Consider the following 16,014-nt stretch of genomic DNA (forward strand, 5'->3'; position numbering starts at 1 on the left):
GCTCAGAAGACGTCGCACAGATGGACTGGCACACCCGCCTCGTCTACATCGGCCTCTGGTCTTACGTCGATGACAACGGGGTCGGCAGAGATGTCGAGCGTCTCATCACCGCCGCTCTCTTCCCCCTCGATGAAGACCTCAGTGAGTGCTCACTGAGGGTTCACGGAGCCCTCAAGCACCTAAAAACAGGTGGTCAGATCACTCGGTACAAGGTCGACCGGAAGCCCTACCTGCATGTCACGGCGTGGGAGACGCATCAGCGCATCAACAGACCGTCCGCCGACCGCTACCCCATCCCCACCAGCGGAAACGCCAAACCCGCACGTGCATTCAGTGAGCCCTCAGTGAGCCCTCACGACACCCTCAGTGCTGGAGAAGGGGAGAAGGGGAGAAGGGGAGAAGGGGAGAAGGGTAAAGAACTTGCGCGAGTCGACCCGGTTCTGTTCGACGAGTTCTGGAACGCCTATGGCAAGAAGGTCGGTCGCGGCAAGGCGGAGGCGGCATTCGCGAAAGCCCTGAAGGCTGCAACCGGCCTCGACCTGATCCGCGCCGCAGCCGAGCATGCCGAGTGGCACGCACGCGCAGGAACCGAGTCTCGATTCATCCCCCACGCAACGACATGGCTCAACGAGAAGCGCTGGATGGACGAGAGACCCGAGCCAGCCGCACCCCGTGGCACCAACAAGGCGGCCGACCGAATGCAAACCAACCTCTCCGTTGTCGAAGAGCTCAGACGACGAGAAGCGCAACAGGCAGACCCAACCCGGCTAGCGATAGGCGACAACACATGAGTACCTACATCAGTGACAAGCAACTCGGAGACCTACTCAGCCCCGCTCATGGATTCGTCGACGTCGCCCCCTGTGTCCTCGGTGGCGGTGTCCGCCTGATCGTCCACGATGGCACCCTCCGCCTGGAACCCGACGAGGCTCGAGCGCTCGCCGCTGCGCTGGGTCGCGCCGCAGACGACACCGAAATCTGGGCCAACGAATGAACGCGTCAGACGTGGCAGCAGTCCTCACAGTGGCATCAGGCATCGACAACCGCACCATCACCACCGACGTCGCAACCATCTGGGGCCAAGCGCTACTGGCCGACATGTCACCGAGGGAAGCGATCGACGGGGTGATAGCGCACTACGCCGAGTCCGCCGAGTTCGTGAAGCCCGCACACATCAACGCCCTGGTCCGACAGAAGCGCCGAACGATGGCCCGCGATGTACCACCCGTTGTGCCACCGCGCGAGCTTGCCGACGAACCCGCAAAGGAGATTCGTTGGACCCGGCTGTGGGAGGACGCGTTCATTGCGGGTCACACGGAGGACGCGTCGAGGGTCATTGCGAATCGCGAGTTCGACATCACCGAGGACGAACCGCCACTTGCGATCGAGTCACACGTCGGCGCGCTACGGGAATCGCTGGACCGGACTGCGCGCGAGATGGCTGACAGGGCACGGATGGCACAGATCCAGGCCGAGGTTGATCGACAGGCCAAAGCGAAACGGCGCGAGGAACAGGCCGCACGTATCGAAGCCGAGAAGAAACTCACCGCCGCACGTGAACCCGAGCCGACGCGTGAAGTGCGCGATGCGGCGGAAGTTGTCCAGTCGCACCTTGAGGAGTCCGCATGAGTGCAATCCATCAGCCCTACACGGATGACGGTGTGACCTACTGCGGCTGGGACGGACATGAAGGTTGCGGAGAACTCTGGCCGTGCTCAACCGTTCGGCCACCACGACTCGCATGCATCTGCCTTGGCCGATACGAGAGCGCCCACCCCCGATGCCCGATTCACATCCCAACATCAACCCCCGCCGACACGACGCCGGCCAGATTGCAGGAGGACGCATCGTGACCCGCGACGACGGATTGCTCACCGACGTCGATTGGGACGTGCTCGGCGGGGACCAGATCGAGGCCGCACAGATAGCCGCCGCGAACAACCGCGCACCAGTGAAACCGGTGGTACCGCCCGTAGTACCACCGGACGACCAGCCGCGTCTCGTTGGTGACTTAGCGGCCAGCGCTATACCCCGCGGCTACGGAATCGCACACAGGATCGCGCGCAATGTTTGGCAGCGAGCAACGACAGAGGGAGATGTGGCATGAGTGAGTTTCGCGACCGATACCCGCATGGAGTCCTGACCGAGCAGGAGGGTGGCGTGCCGAACGACGTCTACTGCTGGGAATCCGCCCGCCACGTCTGCCGCAAACACCGCGTTCCCGAATCTGTCTGCATTGACGCCACCACCGAGGGAGTAGCCGAATGAGCACCGAGACGATCTGCCAGGTAGCCACATGCGACAGACCGAGCGACGACTGGATCGTGTGCAAGACGTGTGCGGGCCACTTCGAGCAAGTGCTGGCCGAGATGCCGTGGATGCTGGACGAACTCGACACGGTCATCACGCAGCAGACCCGCTACACGACCGAGTCATCTGGCAAGGCTGCCGAGACTCCGATGATGTTCAACGTCAAGGCGTCCGACATGCGTGGCCGACTGGTGACCGAGCTCGAGACGGCGACACGAATGGTCGCCGAGTCCAACGGCTGGAAGTTGTCGCACACCGACGCGGCCGGCGCTTCGAGGTGGCTCATGCGCTCACTGACGGCGGTTCGGCTCCACGAGGGTGGCGCGCTGATCGTTGACGGGATCATGGCGACGAACGCGGGGTGCCTCTGGGTGATCGACCGACCAGCAGCGAAGCAGTACCTCGGCGACTGCCCGCAGACTCACGGTGAGTCCGCACTGGCCGAGAAGTGTCAAGGCCGCATTTACGGGCGCCAGGGACGCGACACGGCAGCGTGCGACACATGCGGCACCGAGTGGCAGGCGGCAGTGTTGCGCGAGTACCTGCTCAAGCAACTGGACGACCGCCTCTGCACGGCGTCGGAGATTGCGCACCTGTCGACGTACCTCGGTCTAATCGCAGGCCGTGAGCAAGTCCGGAAGCGGATCAACCAGTGGCACGCGCGCGGCCTGATCGCCTCCCACGAAACCAGTCCCGATGCGATGTTCAGGTTCGGCGAGGTGTACGTGATGCTGGCTCAGGACGATACTGCTAGGCGGTCTGCATAGCACGGTGCGTCGGTCCTTGACAAGGGGCCTTCTTGCCGTCACCATTGGATGAGAGCGACCGACGCATCCCAGAACCGGGAACCGGTCGCTCTTGTCATGCCCGAGACGCGGGAGGTCACATGCCCCGCCTCCGCGTAGACCGCGACACGTCCGAAGCTGAGATCGTTGCCGCGATACACAACCTGTTCGACGCGTCCCACACCATCGACGCCGAACTCGCATCCGGTCGTCTAAGTCGGGCGCATCGTGAGATTCGCAACCTGGCCCGCGACAACATCCACGACGAGATCGAGCGACTGACGAACATCGTCAGGTATCGCCGCTCTCGTGTACCGGCGTAACTGATATCACCCCGATAGCGGGTGATATCACGACGTACAACATCTTGTACGTCTTGTACAACACGCTGACATCGCACGCAGCGCCGACCCACCACGAACGTGAACCGCGGCCGACTCGTGCGACCAGCAACACCCCACTTCTCGTTTAGCGACCTAAGTGGGAATACCGACAGACCAGTTCCCACTTGGGAACCTGTCCGTCAATGGGGATCAGCAGCGTCAGGGCACAAGGCACCGACGCGCTAGAGAACGGCAGTCACATGTCGCTTGTTGAAAGAATCCAAACGCCACGGCAACGAAGCTACGGCCTAGAATGCTCAGTCGGCGTCATCCTAGACACGCTCAAGGGTGACGAACTCGACGCGTTCAAGGTCATGCTCGGGACGCCCGAGAAGCGCGGATGGTCACAGCAAGAGATCTACGAAGCGCTCACATCAGAGGGCTACGAGGTGGGTCGCCAGACGATAAATAGGCACCGCGCCAAAGGGTGCAGGTGCTTCAAATGAGCCGCGTCGGTTGCCCGTCCTGCGATCGGGACCTCTCGTATCCCGGCGCACCCGGTCACGAGTGCTACACCTACGACGAGTGGCTCGAACGCATTGCGGCCAACGAGCGGTCCGAATCATGACCCTCGCCGAGCAGGTCGAGGCCAAGACCGCCCCGATGCTCAAGGGTCACAACATTGTGACGCTGGACATCGAACGCATCCCCGGCGTGTTCACCGCCGACTTCTGGGACCTCAACGCGTTCAAGAACCGCCGCATCCACCCCGACCTCGTTGTCTCATGGCCGCGGACCATCTGCCTCGCATGGCGTTGGTACGGAGCGAAGAAAGTCGAGTTCGCCGCAGAGTGGGAGCCCGGTGGACATGCGGCCATGCTCGTTGCTGCGTGGGAGGTGTACGACAAGGCCGACATCATCGTCGGCCACAACGTTGCACGCTTCGACAGCAAGCACCTGCAAACCGGGTGGCTCGAGCTCGGACTACCAATGCCGTCGCCGTACAAGACCGTTGACACGCTCGCGGTCGCACGCAAGCACTTCGGCATGGAGTCCAACACCCTCGACGCCATCTGCAAACGTCTCGGCGTACCCCACAAGACGGACAAGTACGAGGTCCAGGTAGCCAAGGACGCATGCGCCGGCGACGTGAAGATGCAGCGGAAACTGCGGGCCTACAACTGTGGTGACATAGTTGCTTCCGAGGGTCTGTACGACCGGCTTCGAGGTCGCATCCCGAACCACCCGCACGTCACGTCCGGCAACTCGCTGGACGCGTTGCACTGCAATCAGTGCAACGGTCGCAACCTTGACCGGAACGGCGTCAAGCTCGCCGACCAGATCCTGTACCTGCTCTATCGCTGCGACTCGTGCGGGGCCAACGTCCAAGGCACCCGGCACTCACGGGCTGCAACCACACGTGGTGCAGCATGAGGCGGCATAAGCACAACTGGCAAGACGGTGGATCGTGGTCGGGCGAGGGTCGTGCCGACTTCACCTATCGGCAGTGCCACGGTTGCCGGGTTGTTCACATCACGTTCGTTCGCTCACGGCACGAAGTCGAGCCGGTGATAATGCTGTGGCTGACATTCGGCTACTCGATCAGCATGGAATCCGGAGCCATGCGACCCCGTCCAGCCGGTGCGCGATGACCGCGCCACAGTGGATACCGCTGGTTCGCGATGAAGCCAAGTTCAACGCCGCAATGGGACGACTGATCGAATCCACTGCTGGCCTCGTCGGATACGCCAACGACCTGCAACTGACACGCACCGTTGGACTGCGACCATGCCCACACGGTCAGCACGATGACGGCTGCGGGTGTTTGTTGTGAGACTGCGCATCAAGTTCTCCATCAGCCTCAACGAACCCGAGTCGCAAGGTGTAGATGCGCCCGACAATGAAGCGCAGATCGGCCACATTGAGACCGCTGGCTATGTCGACACGGGTCTCGGCTTCGTGCCACCCGGACCCAAGCAAGACGAGGCGTGGGAATGACTGAGCCACACGATCGATTCGAGAACGACCGCGAGGCACACCCCGACTGGCAGCCAACGCCCAAGCCGTGGTGCCGCGAGTGCTGTGTGCCGTTGGGATCATGCGGATGTCCTGCTGCTGAGGCTGAGCTCGACAGGCTGAGGGCCATGCACCTTGATGGCATGGGCAGCGAGTAGGTGGCCAAGCATCCATGCCTTGAGGTCGGATGTCCCACCCTCGTCGACCCTGGCACCACACGCTGTACCAAGCACGAGCGCGAGAGGGACAGGGCACGAGGCACCAGCAGTGAGCGTGGGTATGGGTCGAAGCACCAGCAACTACGCGCACGCTGGCAACGCAGGCTAGACGCAGGCGCACTCGTCCGATGCTGGCGATGCAGCAAGCCGATCGACCAGACCAGCTGGACACTCGGACACTGCGACATAGACCGCGCCAAGTACCACGGCCCCGAGTGCCCACGCTGCGACTACGCGGTGGCAGGACGCACGGGTTGTCCACACCCCTCGCACGGCATATCACCACGCGGGTAAGCCTGTGGACAAGACCCAGGGGGATGGGCCTAGCCCCGCCTGAGCCTAGACCGTGGGTGAGGTGTCTCGCTGTCCAAGCACTCTGAGTTTTGTATCGAGGCTTGTACCAACATGCTTCCCATGAGATATCCCGTGCCGTAGCGCGATGCTGCGGCTGTTCGGCGCGATGCCGTAGGAGGAACCATGACGACAACCCCCACCGGTCTTGGTCCTGGCGGTCACTCGCTCTGGACCTCTGTCACTGAAGCGCATGAGCTCGAAGCGGTCCAACTCGTTCAGCTCGAGGAAGCGTGCCGTGCGAAGGATCGTTGCGACCGTCTTGCCGTGCTGCTGAACGAGGCGCACGACTCCAAGATTCAGGCTGATGCGAACACGACCGCGAACCTGATGAAGCAACTTCTCGCGGCGCTGCGTCTTCCTGATCCCGAGTCGGGCAAGCGTCCGCAGTTCCGTGGGGCGCGCGGTGCTCAGAAGCCGTCGATCGCTGGCGGTTCGCAGGTTTCCTCGCTCGATCGGGCGAGGGCTCGCAAGTCTGGTGCGTAGACCTCATGGGCTTCGTCCCGCTGTTCGACGGGCAGGTTTGCTCGCTCGGCTACATCGCAGTGGACTGGATCATCGAGAACTGCTGCTACGGTCCTGGCGATCTTCAGGGCGAGTACCCGGTCCAGGTCGATGACGAGATCTTCGACTTCATCGTCGATGCCTACGAGCTCGATCCCACGACTGGCCGCAAGGTCCGCGACGAAGGTGTCCTGAGCCGGCCGAAAGGTCGCGCGAAGACGGAGATCGCGGGTTGGCTGGTCTGCTTCGAGGCGTTCGGTCCCGCACGGTTTTCGCATTGGGGTGACGATGGTCAGCCGGTTGGCAAGCAGGTTGTGTCGCCGCTGATCAAGTGCCTTGCCACTGAGGAGTCGCAGGCTACGGCTGCGTTCTCGGTAGTCGCGTACATCGTGAACGACTGGGGCAAGGAGAACCGCCCCGAGGTCTACGGCGACATCCGCGGCGTCCGTCAGTATCAGTCGGCGACCGCGATCTACCTGCCGAATGGTGGTGAGATCCGCGCCTCAACTTCCGGCTCTGCGTCGAAGGATGGCGGCAAGGAAACCTTCGTCGTCGCGGACGAGACCCACCTGTACGTACTGCGCGAGCTGAAGTTGATGTACGGGACGATCCGCCGCAACCTCGGTAAGCGCAAGTTGGCTGAGCCGTGGCTGTTGCAGACCTCGACTGCGTACCGCCCTGGCGAGATGTCGATCTTCGAGGAAACGCTGACCGCTTGGCGCAAGAAGGAACTCTCGCCGCGGGTGTACGTGAATCATCGCGAGGCCAAGGGCAAGATCGACATTCTTGACGAGGAGCGCACGCTCAAGCAGTTGCGCTACGTCTACGGACCGGCGTCTGAGTGGATGGACCTGGACCGGATCTATCGCGAGATGCTGGACCCGCGTTCGTGTCCTGATGAGGCGACGGCGGCCCGGTACTTCCTGAATCGGCCGATGTCGGGTCAGGATGCGTGGATCGCTAAGGCCATCCACGAGCGCCAGACCCGACCTCGACCCAACGAAGACCCAGCACCGTGGACCGTTACGCACGGTACGGCGATCGCGCTCGGCTTCGACGGCTCCCTGAACGATGACACCACAGTCCTACGGGGATGCCGGATGTCGGATGGTTTCCTGTTCAAGATCGGCGCATGGGCCAAGCCTGACGGTGCTGCCGGCGAGGGCTGGCAGGTTCCCCGGCTCGAGGTGCTGGCGACCATTCGCGAGACCCACGAGCTCTACACGGTGGCTCGCGGCTACTACGACCCGCACGAGTGGCGCTCTGACATTGACACCCTCGCGCAGGACCTAGGCGAGGATCGCGTCGTCGAGTTTGCGACGTCGAGCTACGTCCGCATGAATGAGGCGTTGGACCGGCTGCACAGTGGCTTGACCATCGGCGAGGTGTGGCACGACGACGATCCGTTGGCGGCCGAGCACTACGGCAACGTCATGGTGGCGCCCCGTGGCCGCATGCGCCTCGTGCGCAAGGAAACCCCGAACTCCGCACGCAAGATCGACTCTGTCGTCGGTGACGCGCTCGCGCTCCAGGCCCGCGCAGATGCCATCGCGGACGGCTGGTCCGAAGAACCGACTGAGACGTACTTCCGCCTACCGCGATGACCCGAAGGAGGGCTTGTGGCGCTCTCCACGGACGAACTTGACCTGATTGCTCGCCACAAGTCCGAGCTCGACTCACGGTCGCTCAATGACGAGTTGCTGCTCCGGTACTACAAGGGCCGGCAGCGCGTCGAGCAGCTGGGCATGGCGATCCCGCCGAACATGCGCCGCTTCCTGACGATCGCGAACTGGTGTCGTGTCGTCGTCGACACGATCAACGACCGCCAGCAGGTCCGCTCGCTGATTCTGCCTGGCGAGGAGACGGCCGACCCAGCGCTTCGTGAGATCTGGGACGCGAACAACCTGACCTCGCATGTCGGCATGTTCAACCGTGACCGGATGATCTACGGCCGCTCGTTCATGTCGGTCGGCAGCAACGAGGCAAACAAGGAACTTCCCCTCGTCCGTGTCGAGTCACCACGCGAGTTGAACGCGATCGTCGACGTTCGCAAGGAAACGATGTCGTCGGCTGCGCGCTTCTACGGCACGACCAATCGCGGCCACGGCCCCACGCAGGTCACGTTGTACCTGCCGGACGAGACGATCTGGGCCAGCCGCGAAGGTGTCACTCAGGAGTGGGAAGAGGTCGACCGCGACCCGCACAAGCTCGGCGCGGTGCCTGTCGTGATGCACCTCAACCGCCGCATGTCGGGCGGCTGGGAGGGCGAGTCGCAGATGAGCGACACGATCCCCCATGTCGACGGCGCAGCGCGGTCGCTGACCAACCTGCAATTCGCGCAGGAGGCCCACGGCATTCCGCGCATGTGGATGACCGGCGTGGCCAAGGGTGACTTCGTCGATGTAGACGGCAAGCCCATCCCGCAGTTCGAGGCGTACTTCGACGCGATCCAGATGCTCACGAGTGACAAGGCGAAGATCGGCCAGCTTGACGCTGCCGACCTGAAGAACTTCGAGACGTCGCTGAACATCTACCGCACCGAGGCTGCGAACGCGAACGGCTTCCCGGCCAGCTTCTTCGGCATCACGTCAGCCAATCCTCCGACCGAGGGTTCCATTCGTGCCGAGGAGGCGCGGCTGGTTCGTAGCGTCGAGTCCCAGAATGACGAAGTCGGTATGACGATCGGCTGGGTTGGTGCGCTGGCTCTGCGGTTCCGTACCGGCGAGTGGGTCGAGGGTAACCGGGTTCGTGTCGACTGGTTCGATCCGTCCACGCCGACCGTCTCGCAGCGTGAGGATGCGCTGGCGAAGCGACGTGCGGCCGATGTGCTCTCGCGTGAGGGCTACTGGGACGAGCTCGGCTGGTCTGAGGCCCGCAAGGCTAAGGAGCGCGCCTACTTCGCCGCGGAATCTTCGGATGCCCTGATATCCACACTGCTGCGACCCACCGCGGGTACGCCACCGACCACGCCGCCTGATGCTCCAGTCGGCGCTTGAGTTCTACCGGCGACAGCAGCAGTTCACCACCGCGGCCCTGATCGCGGCGCGGCGCAAGGGGATCACTCCGCTCGAACTCGCCAAGATCATCGCCGCGATCCAACTGACCGCAGCGCGGGATTCGTTGGACTGGATTCAGCCGATGCTCGATGAGCAGAACATCTCGGCACCACTTCCGGGCGCAATCCCCGCTAGCGCGTTCGCCGGCACGGCGACAGATGGCCGCCCGCTCGAATCCCTGTTCGGCCAAGCGACCAGTCCCGAATCGCTGGGACTGATGGCAATCACTCAGATCCAGGATGCGGCACGACAGGCGGCCTCGGTCTCGATCGCGGCACGTCCCCACATCGGCTATGTGCGGATGCTGAATCCGCCCTCATGCTCACGGTGCGGCGTTCTGGCCGGGAAGTTCTACAGGTTCAACGCGGGGTTCGCCCGCCATCCCCGTTGCGACTGCCGCCACATCCCCTCCACCGAGGATCGTGCTGGCGACTTGACCACCCGGCCTGACGTGTACTTCGACAGCCTCTCCAAGGCCGACCAAGACCGCATCTTCACCGGCGCGGGCGCCGAGGCTATCCGAAGCGGTGCCGACATCTCGCAGGTCGTCAATGCGCGCCGCGGCATGACAACCGCACAGTCCAACCGGTTGGTAAGAAACCAGTACGGCGACTTCTCCACGACGGCGGGCATTAGCTCGCGCAGCGTGTACGGGCGCACGCAGACCCGCGAGAAGTTGGCCGGCAATCGCTACACGACCGCGACCCGGATCAGGTTGATGCCTGAATCAATCCTCGAGATCGCGAAGGACCGCGAGGACGCACTGCGCCTCTTCCGGCTCTACGGCTACATCTCCTAGCCCCCCACATTCTTCCTGACGGCGCGAGGCCGACAGGACAACTCCGCGATGGAGGAAACCATGTCCGACACCACTGCTGTACCCACTCCCCCCGCACCGCCCGTCACACCCGCCGAACCTGTCACTCCGAGCGATTCGGAAGACAAGCCACTCGGCGAAGGTGGCGAGAAGGCGCTGAAGGCCGAGCGCGAAGCGCGGGCCGCTGCCGAGAAGTCGGCCGCAGCCTTGCAGAAGCAGCTCGACGAGATCAACGCAGCGAACCTGTCTGATCTCGAGAGGGCACAGAAGGCCGCCAAGGATGCCGAGGAAGTCGCCACGAAGGCGACCATCGAGGCCCTTCGGTATCGGGTCGCCGCGAAGCACGGCATCAGTACGAAGCCGGGCGACAACGGTGAGCCCTCGGACGCAGACCTGTTCTTGACCAGCTCCGACCCGGAGATCGTCGAGAAGCAGGCCGTCGCACTAGCGGCACGGACATCAACGGCACCCCGCCCCGACCTCAGTCAGGGCGGCAAGCCCCCGACTGGTTCCTCCCCTGAGGGCGACTTCGCGTCGTTCATCAAGGGCCAACTCTCCTAGGAGGAGAACCCCAAATGGCTACATCACTCTCCGCAATCAACAGCACCCTGCTGCCGGCAACCATCGCCGGACCCATCTTCGACCAGGCCGTCGAAGAGTCCGCCGTCATGAAGTTGGCGCGGCGTGTACCGCTGTCGCTGACGGCTCAGACCGCGATCCCCGTTTCCATGGACGTCCCCGCTGCTGGCTGGGTGTCTGAGGGTGGCGTCAAGCCGGTCGGTAACGGTCAGGTCGGCATCAAGACGATGGTCGGCAAGAAGGTCGCCCTGCTGGTCCCGGTCTCGCAGGAGATCGCCATGACCAACGCGGCCGGCCTCTACGACCAGCTTCGTCAGGATCTCCCGACCGCCATCGCGCGCGCGTTCGACTACGCCGCGATCCACGGTCTGGACCTCCGCACCGGAGCGGCTGGCCCGTTCGCCGACTACCTGAAGCGTGGTGTCAGCTCGATCGAGCTCGGTACCGCGTCGCAGGCCACTGGCGGCATGTACGCCGATCTGGTCGGCGGTGAAAAGCTCGTGGTCGATGCTGGCTACGACTTCACCGGTTTCGCGGCGGACCCCCGCCTCAAGCCGACACTGAAGGTCACCACGGACACGACCGGTCGCCCCCTGTGGGTCGACTCGCCCGACAACGGCCGCATCTCCGGCAACCTCATCGGCTACCCGGCGTACTACAACCGCGGCGTCTCGGGCGACTACCGTCGTCAGGGCGGTCGTGTTCAGATCGTGACGCTCGTCGGTACGCCGACCGGTGGCACGTTCACCGTTACCTACGGTGGCAACACGACGTCGGCACTGGCCTACAACGCGGCCGCTGCCACGATCCAGACGGCCGTCCGGCTCCTGCCGGGCCTGTCCGCTGCGACCGTGACCGGTACGGCTCCCGGCCCGTTCACGTTCACGCTGAACGTGGTTGGCGGCGCCTCTGGCCCGCTGAGCGTCGATCAGCGTTCGCTCACGGGTGGCACGGCTGCGGCCTCGCAGGCGACCATCACCGAGTCGCCGGTCCAGGACACGAAGCTGCGCGCCATCGGCGGCGACTTCTCCCAGTGCGCCTATGGCGTCGGCATGGACATCAACATCAAGGTGTCCGACTCGGCGTCCTACGTCGATGAGAACGGCACCACTCACTCCGCGTTCCAGGAGAACCTCGTTCTCCTGCTCGTGGAGGCGTACTACGGCTTCGTGAAGTCCGACGCGCTCGGCGCGTTCGTGGCGTACACCGACGCCTCGTAGTCCGCACCAACCACCGATAGACGAGAGGGGCGGTCATGTCATACGCAAGTCCTAGCGATGTTGCTGTAGAACTTGGCCGTCCCTTCTCGTCCGTCACCGACGAGGAATTAGCACAGTGGCAGGCGTGGCTTGATCGGGTCGAGCGTTCGATTGAGCGCGGCTTCCGCCGTGCCGGTTTGGTGCTTGAGGATCAGATCGCGCTCGGCGATCCGACTGAAGAAGATGTGCTCGATGTCGAGGTCGCACGCGTCGTCGACCGCGTCAACAACCCGAAGAAGATCACATCGGTAACGCGCTCGGTGGACGATGCTTCGATCACGGAGCGCAACGAGTCCGGCGAGACGGGCGACCCGCTCGACCTGACCGATTCGGACTGGCAGGCGCTGTTGCCAAACGATGACCGGGCGGCATTCTCGACTCGCCCCGGCTTCGAGGCGGACTACGGGTCGGGCACACCGCAGACGACGTTCGACGCTTTGAATCCGACTGGCGTCTGGCCGTGACCGCTGACTTCTGGTCCGCCGTCGAGCAGGTCACGTTCGAGGGCCGCGCACTGGCTGAGTCGCTGATGACGGCAACTGTGCGGGTCTCGTACAAGACTGGTCAGACGTCGCAGAACGAGAGCAGCGGCAAGCAAGAGCCGGTTTACGCAACACGGTTCGAGTCCCCTGCCAAGTTTCAGTCGACAACTCTCGCCACGTCGGACGTCGATGTAGCCGGGCGTCGCGAGGTCATCGACCAACTCCAGATTCACCTGCCCGTCAGCACCGCACAGGTCCATCAGGACGACGTGATCGAGTGCCTGACGAATCCAAGCGACCCGCGCCTCGTTGGCCGCAAGTTTCTCGCCGGTGCGCCGATGAACAAGACCTACGCCACGGCGACTCGGCTGAACGTCAAGGAGATGGCATGAGCATCTCTGTTTCGACCAACGCGCCTTCGGTCATAGCCGACCTGGGCAAGATCTCGGGTCGCGCATTCCGCAATGTCGAGGTGGCTGTGCGTGTCGGCGGTCGTCAGGTCGAGCGGGACTGGAAGGCGAACGCCACGCAGACGGCCGGCGAGCATGGCAAGTGGTACCCGCTGGCGATCAAGGGTCGTTCGACGGGCGCGCTTGAGTACACAATCAAGCCCGACGAGGCGATGAAGCAGGGAGCTATGTCGTTCGAGGACGGCTCCCGTAACCAGCCCCCCCACCTCGATGCCTTGCGCGCTTTTCAGGGTCGCGAGGCGTCTGTTCAGCGCATGATCAAACGCGCCGTGGAGAACTCGCTGTGATCCGCGCTCACGCTCGAGCCGTTGAAACCCTGTTGAGCACTGCGACGAATCTGGTCTGGTACGACGGCGCGGCACCCTCGACGGCGTCCGGTCCATACGCGATCTACTTCTTGGCAACACCCGCAGGCGTGTCTCAGTCGCGCAGGGTTTCGGCGGACATGCCCAAGGCACAGTTCAACCTCGCCGTGATGTACGTCGGCGACACGCCGGATGAGATGCGGTGGGTTGCCGAGAAGGTCCGCACAGCCGTGATCCGCAACCGGCTGACTGTGACCGGCCGCACCTGTGACCCGTTCCTGCCGCCTGCCACATCTTCGACGCCACGCAAGGACGACTCCGCGCTACCTGTCGCGTGGGTCTCGACCGACGTGTGGCAGTTCAATTCCTCACCCGCAACCTGACCAGGAGGCACCATGCCTGAGTTCATCGTCGTCAAGCCGAAGGGCGGCGGCTCGAAGTTCGTCATCGACCGCATCAACTTGAACGACTCTCTTGAAGAAGTCGGCGAGCCCGAGCTTCGAGCCGGTGGCCCCGTGTCGCCCAAACCGCACGTCTCGCTAACGAAAGCGAGCACCGCGAAAGCGGATACCACCGCCGGGGACACCGGCTCCAAGAAGGAAGGCTAGTCATGCCTGTTGTGATGCCCGAAGGTGTCCCAGTTCTGGGGAACACCGCCGTCAAGTGGGTGGCGACCATCGCCGACACGGCTGCGCCGAAGCTGGCCACCGAGCTGAATGCAGCCTCGCCTGCGTCGCTGGACATCTCGTGCTATCTCCTCGCAGATGCGTGGGAGCCAGGTCAGGATGTGTCGAAGGGTTCCGGCCCTCGGCGCCTCTGCGAGCGTTCGCAGTTTGAGCGCTTCACGACCACGACCGTTCAGCTCGGCGATCTGAGGTACGTCATCAGTCCGCAGGCTGCCGCTGGCTCGGATGGCAAGAAGGCATACGAGATTCTGACGGAGGGCCTGTCGGGCTACTTCGTCGAGCGCCTCGGCCTGGATGCCAAGACGTCGGCGTGGGCCGTTGCTCAGTTCGTGAACGTCATCCCGGTCACGCTTGGCCCGCGCATCATCGTGGGCGACACGGACGAGAACGGCGACTACACGGTCATGCAACCGGTCTCGATCCGGTCGGCGATCATCCCGAACGTCGCGATCGTCACCTGATCCGACCCATCAACACCCTCGCGCCCGTTGGCAGGCGGGCGCGAGGGCCTGCCACTACTGCCGTGGAGAAATCATGAGTAAAGCCAAGGTTGACTTCGCCGCCGTCATGGCCGCGAAGACGAATGGGCGCAGGCGGTCACACACACAGGTCTGCTTCTCGTCCGAGTTGGACTCCGAGTTCGAGCAGCTCGGTTTTGAGTTGCGCGATGCTCTTGCTATCGAGCAGGCGGCGTCGGGACCGAAAGATCCCGACAAGGTCAACACGAAGCGACGGCTGGCTGGCGACGAACTGGCTTCGAAGGTCATCGCGCAGAAGATGGCGTCCCTCATGGAGGCCAACCCCGAGGCGTTCTACGAGCTCGAGTTCGAAGCGCTTGAGCGCGACGGCTGGCTTGCGTTGCGCGACCAGCATCCCCCGCGGGATGGCAACACTGACGACCAGGGCATGTTCAATTCGGCCACATTTGGTCCCGCTGCGATCGAGGCTTGCCTGGTCGACCCCGAGCCCTCTGCGGAAGTCATGGCCTTCTTCGCCTCGAAGCTCTCGACGGGCGAGTGGGAGCGGCTGTCGATGCTCGTCTGGTCGCTGAATGAAGGTGGTCGCGAGGCCCCAAAACTGGATCTGGCCTTGTCGATTCTGAACGGAAACGCAGCCGGGTAGAGGCCGCCCGCGCGTGGGGTGTCACCCTGCGCGAGTTCAACGGTTGGATGTCCGAAGAGGTTCACATCCACTACGACGTCGAAGGCAATGAGGCTGGGAGAACCGTTGTCACACGGCAGTCGCCGTGGGATGACGAGCAGCGCGAGATCGCGTTGGACATGCAGTCCTATGAGCGGCAGCTATGCCCCTCGTGCCACGGCCACATGTCAAAGACGATGGACGCCTCCGTAGCCCGGGACGTGCAACATGAGCACGTTGAGTGCTTGGACTGCAAGGCGATTGATCAGGTGCGGGCCGCGCATCACAAGAACAGTGGTCACACCGACGACCGTTGCGACTGTAATCGGTTCATGACGTGGGTCGACCGGTACGTGCCCGTCCCGCCCCCTCGTTAGGGCGAGACGTGTACGCCGGTCGTCGTCCAGTGGCCTCCGTCGCCCGACTCGGCCGTGCACTCGTAACTGCTGCGAAGGCTCGCGCCATAGGTGTTCTCGGCGTCGACACTGCCCCTCACGTACCACCTATTGTCGCCGACCTTCTCAGACGTCTCGTCTGAGTACTCGGCAGAGCGAGGGCTTTTCAGCATCGTCTCAACATCCGTGTGGCAAGCCTTAGCGGCACCATCTCCGGTCGGACCAGCGCCGTAGCCGAACAGGCCGCCAACCCACACGGCGACAACGAGAACTACCAGCGTCGCGCCGACCCCCGCGGATAGCTTCAGCGCCCTCATG

The 16,014-nt window shown here is 63.5% G+C and carries 22 protein-coding genes; 21 read left to right on the top strand and 1 reads right to left on the bottom strand.

What is annotated here, in order from left to right:
* The first annotated feature begins 20 nt into the window (after positions 1 to 20).
* From AC1DVU_RS00875 to AC1DVU_RS00975, 21 genes are all read left to right on the top strand, one after another.
* Positions 21 to 791, top strand: coding sequence for a hypothetical protein (locus AC1DVU_RS00875; RefSeq protein WP_476920530.1), 771 nt, complete (start codon positions 21 to 23; stop codon positions 789 to 791).
* Positions 788 to 994 (top strand): hypothetical protein, encoded by a 207-nt coding sequence (locus AC1DVU_RS00880; protein ID WP_476920531.1) that lies wholly within the window; start codon positions 788 to 790, stop codon positions 992 to 994. Before AC1DVU_RS00875 ends, AC1DVU_RS00880 begins: the two co-directional genes overlap by 4 nt.
* A gap of 11 nt (positions 995 to 1,005) precedes the next feature.
* Positions 1,006 to 1,629, top strand: coding sequence for a hypothetical protein (locus tag AC1DVU_RS00885; protein WP_476920532.1), 624 nt, complete (start codon positions 1,006 to 1,008; stop codon positions 1,627 to 1,629).
* 220 nt (positions 1,630 to 1,849) lie between these two features.
* Positions 1,850 to 2,107 carry a hypothetical protein gene (locus AC1DVU_RS00890; protein WP_476920533.1) on the top strand — a complete coding sequence of 86 codons (258 nt, stop codon included), beginning with the start codon at positions 1,850 to 1,852 and terminating at the stop codon, positions 2,105 to 2,107.
* Between the two features lie 157 nt (positions 2,108 to 2,264).
* The gene (locus AC1DVU_RS00895; protein WP_476920534.1) at positions 2,265 to 3,077 is read left to right on the top strand and encodes a hypothetical protein; all 813 of its coding nucleotides are present in this window, start codon (positions 2,265 to 2,267) and stop codon (positions 3,075 to 3,077) included.
* Positions 3,078 to 3,196: 119 nt separating this feature from the next.
* On the top strand, positions 3,197 to 3,418 hold the full coding sequence (locus AC1DVU_RS00900; RefSeq protein WP_476920535.1) for a hypothetical protein: 222 nt from the start codon (positions 3,197 to 3,199) through the stop codon (positions 3,416 to 3,418).
* A gap of 624 nt (positions 3,419 to 4,042) precedes the next feature.
* The gene (locus tag AC1DVU_RS00905; RefSeq protein ID WP_476920536.1) at positions 4,043 to 4,852 is read left to right on the top strand and encodes an exonuclease domain-containing protein; all 810 of its coding nucleotides are present in this window, start codon (positions 4,043 to 4,045) and stop codon (positions 4,850 to 4,852) included.
* 396 nt (positions 4,853 to 5,248) lie between these two features.
* A complete protein-coding gene (locus AC1DVU_RS00910) occupies positions 5,249 to 5,416 on the top strand; it encodes a hypothetical protein (RefSeq protein WP_476920537.1) in 168 nt (55 codons plus the stop codon).
* A 713-nt stretch (positions 5,417 to 6,129) separates the two neighbouring features.
* On the top strand, positions 6,130 to 6,489 hold the full coding sequence (locus AC1DVU_RS00915; RefSeq protein ID WP_476920538.1) for a hypothetical protein: 360 nt from the start codon (positions 6,130 to 6,132) through the stop codon (positions 6,487 to 6,489).
* 5 nt (positions 6,490 to 6,494) lie between these two features.
* On the top strand, positions 6,495 to 8,111 hold the full coding sequence (locus AC1DVU_RS00920; protein WP_476920539.1) for a hypothetical protein: 1,617 nt from the start codon (positions 6,495 to 6,497) through the stop codon (positions 8,109 to 8,111).
* Between the two features lie 15 nt (positions 8,112 to 8,126).
* Entirely contained in the window at positions 8,127 to 9,503 is a 1,377-nt protein-coding gene (locus AC1DVU_RS00925; protein WP_476920540.1) for a phage portal protein, read from the top strand.
* Positions 9,484 to 10,362 (top strand): hypothetical protein, encoded by an 879-nt coding sequence (locus AC1DVU_RS00930; protein ID WP_476920541.1) that lies wholly within the window; start codon positions 9,484 to 9,486, stop codon positions 10,360 to 10,362. Before AC1DVU_RS00925 ends, AC1DVU_RS00930 begins: the two co-directional genes overlap by 20 nt.
* Before the next feature lie 60 nt (positions 10,363 to 10,422).
* Complete coding sequence (locus AC1DVU_RS00935) at positions 10,423 to 10,941, top strand: hypothetical protein (RefSeq protein WP_476920542.1); 519 nt, start codon at positions 10,423 to 10,425, stop codon at positions 10,939 to 10,941.
* Positions 10,942 to 10,955: 14 nt separating this feature from the next.
* Positions 10,956 to 12,179 (top strand): phage major capsid protein, encoded by a 1,224-nt coding sequence (locus AC1DVU_RS00940; RefSeq protein WP_476920543.1) that lies wholly within the window; start codon positions 10,956 to 10,958, stop codon positions 12,177 to 12,179.
* A 35-nt stretch (positions 12,180 to 12,214) separates the two neighbouring features.
* Positions 12,215 to 12,682 (top strand): hypothetical protein, encoded by a 468-nt coding sequence (locus AC1DVU_RS00945; RefSeq protein WP_476920544.1) that lies wholly within the window; start codon positions 12,215 to 12,217, stop codon positions 12,680 to 12,682.
* Positions 12,679 to 13,092 carry a DUF6093 family protein gene (locus AC1DVU_RS00950; protein WP_476920545.1) on the top strand — a complete coding sequence of 138 codons (414 nt, stop codon included), beginning with the start codon at positions 12,679 to 12,681 and terminating at the stop codon, positions 13,090 to 13,092. Before AC1DVU_RS00945 ends, AC1DVU_RS00950 begins: the two co-directional genes overlap by 4 nt.
* Entirely contained in the window at positions 13,089 to 13,457 is a 369-nt protein-coding gene (locus AC1DVU_RS00955) for a hypothetical protein (RefSeq protein ID WP_476920546.1), read from the top strand. Before AC1DVU_RS00950 ends, AC1DVU_RS00955 begins: the two co-directional genes overlap by 4 nt.
* A gap of 32 nt (positions 13,458 to 13,489) precedes the next feature.
* Positions 13,490 to 13,858 (top strand): hypothetical protein, encoded by a 369-nt coding sequence (locus AC1DVU_RS00960; RefSeq protein ID WP_476920547.1) that lies wholly within the window; start codon positions 13,490 to 13,492, stop codon positions 13,856 to 13,858.
* Positions 13,859 to 13,870: 12 nt separating this feature from the next.
* Positions 13,871 to 14,083, top strand: a complete 213-nt coding sequence (locus tag AC1DVU_RS00965) for a hypothetical protein (protein ID WP_476920548.1) — start codon at positions 13,871 to 13,873, stop codon at positions 14,081 to 14,083.
* 2 nt (positions 14,084 to 14,085) lie between these two features.
* A complete protein-coding gene (locus tag AC1DVU_RS00970) occupies positions 14,086 to 14,622 on the top strand; it encodes a phage tail tube protein (protein ID WP_476920549.1) in 537 nt (178 codons plus the stop codon).
* A gap of 73 nt (positions 14,623 to 14,695) precedes the next feature.
* Entirely contained in the window at positions 14,696 to 15,283 is a 588-nt protein-coding gene (locus AC1DVU_RS00975; RefSeq protein ID WP_476920550.1) for a hypothetical protein, read from the top strand.
* Between the two features lie 391 nt (positions 15,284 to 15,674).
* Here the strand turns inward: AC1DVU_RS00975 and AC1DVU_RS00980 are convergent, their stop codons facing one another.
* On the bottom strand, positions 15,675 to 16,013 hold the full coding sequence (locus AC1DVU_RS00980) for a hypothetical protein (protein ID WP_476920551.1): 339 nt from the start codon (positions 16,011 to 16,013) through the stop codon (positions 15,675 to 15,677).
* Between the last annotated feature and the right edge of the window lies 1 nt (position 16,014).

This window comes from Aeromicrobium sp. P2_G6 (assembly GCF_056403535.1).

What these genes read in the sequence shown, in the direction of transcription:
- AC1DVU_RS00930 (WP_476920541.1), top strand. Translation starts at nt 9,484, where the DNA reads ATGCTCCAGTCGGCGCTTGAGTTCTACCGGCGACAGCAGCAGTTCACC.
- AC1DVU_RS00895 (WP_476920534.1), top strand. Translation starts at nt 2,265, where the DNA reads ATGAGCACCGAGACGATCTGCCAGGTAGCCACATGCGACAGACCGAGC.
- AC1DVU_RS00880 (WP_476920531.1), top strand. Translation starts at nt 788, where the DNA reads ATGAGTACCTACATCAGTGACAAGCAACTCGGAGACCTACTCAGCCCC.
- AC1DVU_RS00940 (WP_476920543.1), top strand. Translation starts at nt 10,956, where the DNA reads ATGGCTACATCACTCTCCGCAATCAACAGCACCCTGCTGCCGGCAACC.
- AC1DVU_RS00980 (WP_476920551.1), bottom strand. Translation starts at nt 16,013, where the DNA reads ATGAGGGCGCTGAAGCTATCCGCGGGGGTCGGCGCGACGCTGGTAGTT.
- AC1DVU_RS00955 (WP_476920546.1), top strand. Translation starts at nt 13,089, where the DNA reads ATGAGCATCTCTGTTTCGACCAACGCGCCTTCGGTCATAGCCGACCTG.
- AC1DVU_RS00970 (WP_476920549.1), top strand. Translation starts at nt 14,086, where the DNA reads ATGCCTGTTGTGATGCCCGAAGGTGTCCCAGTTCTGGGGAACACCGCC.
- AC1DVU_RS00945 (WP_476920544.1), top strand. Translation starts at nt 12,215, where the DNA reads ATGTCATACGCAAGTCCTAGCGATGTTGCTGTAGAACTTGGCCGTCCC.
- AC1DVU_RS00915 (WP_476920538.1), top strand. Translation starts at nt 6,130, where the DNA reads ATGACGACAACCCCCACCGGTCTTGGTCCTGGCGGTCACTCGCTCTGG.
- AC1DVU_RS00875 (WP_476920530.1), top strand. Translation starts at nt 21, where the DNA reads ATGGACTGGCACACCCGCCTCGTCTACATCGGCCTCTGGTCTTACGTC.
- AC1DVU_RS00965 (WP_476920548.1), top strand. Translation starts at nt 13,871, where the DNA reads ATGCCTGAGTTCATCGTCGTCAAGCCGAAGGGCGGCGGCTCGAAGTTC.
- AC1DVU_RS00905 (WP_476920536.1), top strand. Translation starts at nt 4,043, where the DNA reads ATGACCCTCGCCGAGCAGGTCGAGGCCAAGACCGCCCCGATGCTCAAG.
- AC1DVU_RS00920 (WP_476920539.1), top strand. Translation starts at nt 6,495, where the DNA reads ATGGGCTTCGTCCCGCTGTTCGACGGGCAGGTTTGCTCGCTCGGCTAC.
- AC1DVU_RS00935 (WP_476920542.1), top strand. Translation starts at nt 10,423, where the DNA reads ATGTCCGACACCACTGCTGTACCCACTCCCCCCGCACCGCCCGTCACA.
- AC1DVU_RS00900 (WP_476920535.1), top strand. Translation starts at nt 3,197, where the DNA reads ATGCCCCGCCTCCGCGTAGACCGCGACACGTCCGAAGCTGAGATCGTT.
- AC1DVU_RS00975 (WP_476920550.1), top strand. Translation starts at nt 14,696, where the DNA reads ATGAGTAAAGCCAAGGTTGACTTCGCCGCCGTCATGGCCGCGAAGACG.